At 64.6% G+C, this 511-nt stretch carries 1 protein-coding gene; it reads right to left on the bottom strand.

The features are described 5' to 3' along the window. Nucleotides 1-219 (bottom strand): hypothetical protein (locus tag ABD879_RS32845; protein ID WP_345025694.1); only part of this gene is annotated, 219 nt, incomplete at its 3' end. Nucleotides 220-511: the final 292 nt, after the last annotated feature.

Genomic DNA, 511 nt, shown 5'->3' with positions numbered 1-511 from the left:
GCCGCGAACTCGGAAGAGATGCGGCGGGAGCTGCTCGAGCCACTCCGCGATTGCCTGCGCCGTCCCCACATACGTCAGGGGGTAACCGCTCCAGTTCGTCTGCTCGAGGATGCCGCCCTCGACCAGAGCATCGAGCCCCCGGACATCCAAGAGCGTGCCGATCGGAGGCAGCCGCTCCCCCGTCTCCGGGTCCGTCGTGTACCCCGTGAATGCCAGCATGGACACCGTCCTTCCGCGACAGATACCTCCAGCATGCAGTACCACTCGGCAGCGGGGCTCCAGCGGATCGGCGCAGTTGATCTGGCTTGCCTGCTGGGTGGACCGGAAGGATGTGTATAGGGCGTTCCCTGCTTTGCAGGGAGCGACACGCCGCCTGGTTCTGTTCCAGGAACGTTGGTCTCCGTGTAACGTGATCCGCATGGCACAGAAGCGAAGTGGAGGTCGTCCGAGCAAGGGCGACCGTGCGGATATCAAGACCCGCATCCCGACCACCAGCCGCGACAAGCTGTAC

The organism is Actinomadura keratinilytica, assembly GCF_039539665.1.
Taxonomy (GTDB): Bacteria; Actinomycetota; Actinomycetes; order Streptosporangiales; family Streptosporangiaceae; genus Spirillospora; species Spirillospora keratinilytica.
The sequence above is the reverse complement of the archived record's forward strand: the minus strand, read 5'-3'. Positions and strand labels throughout refer to the sequence as shown.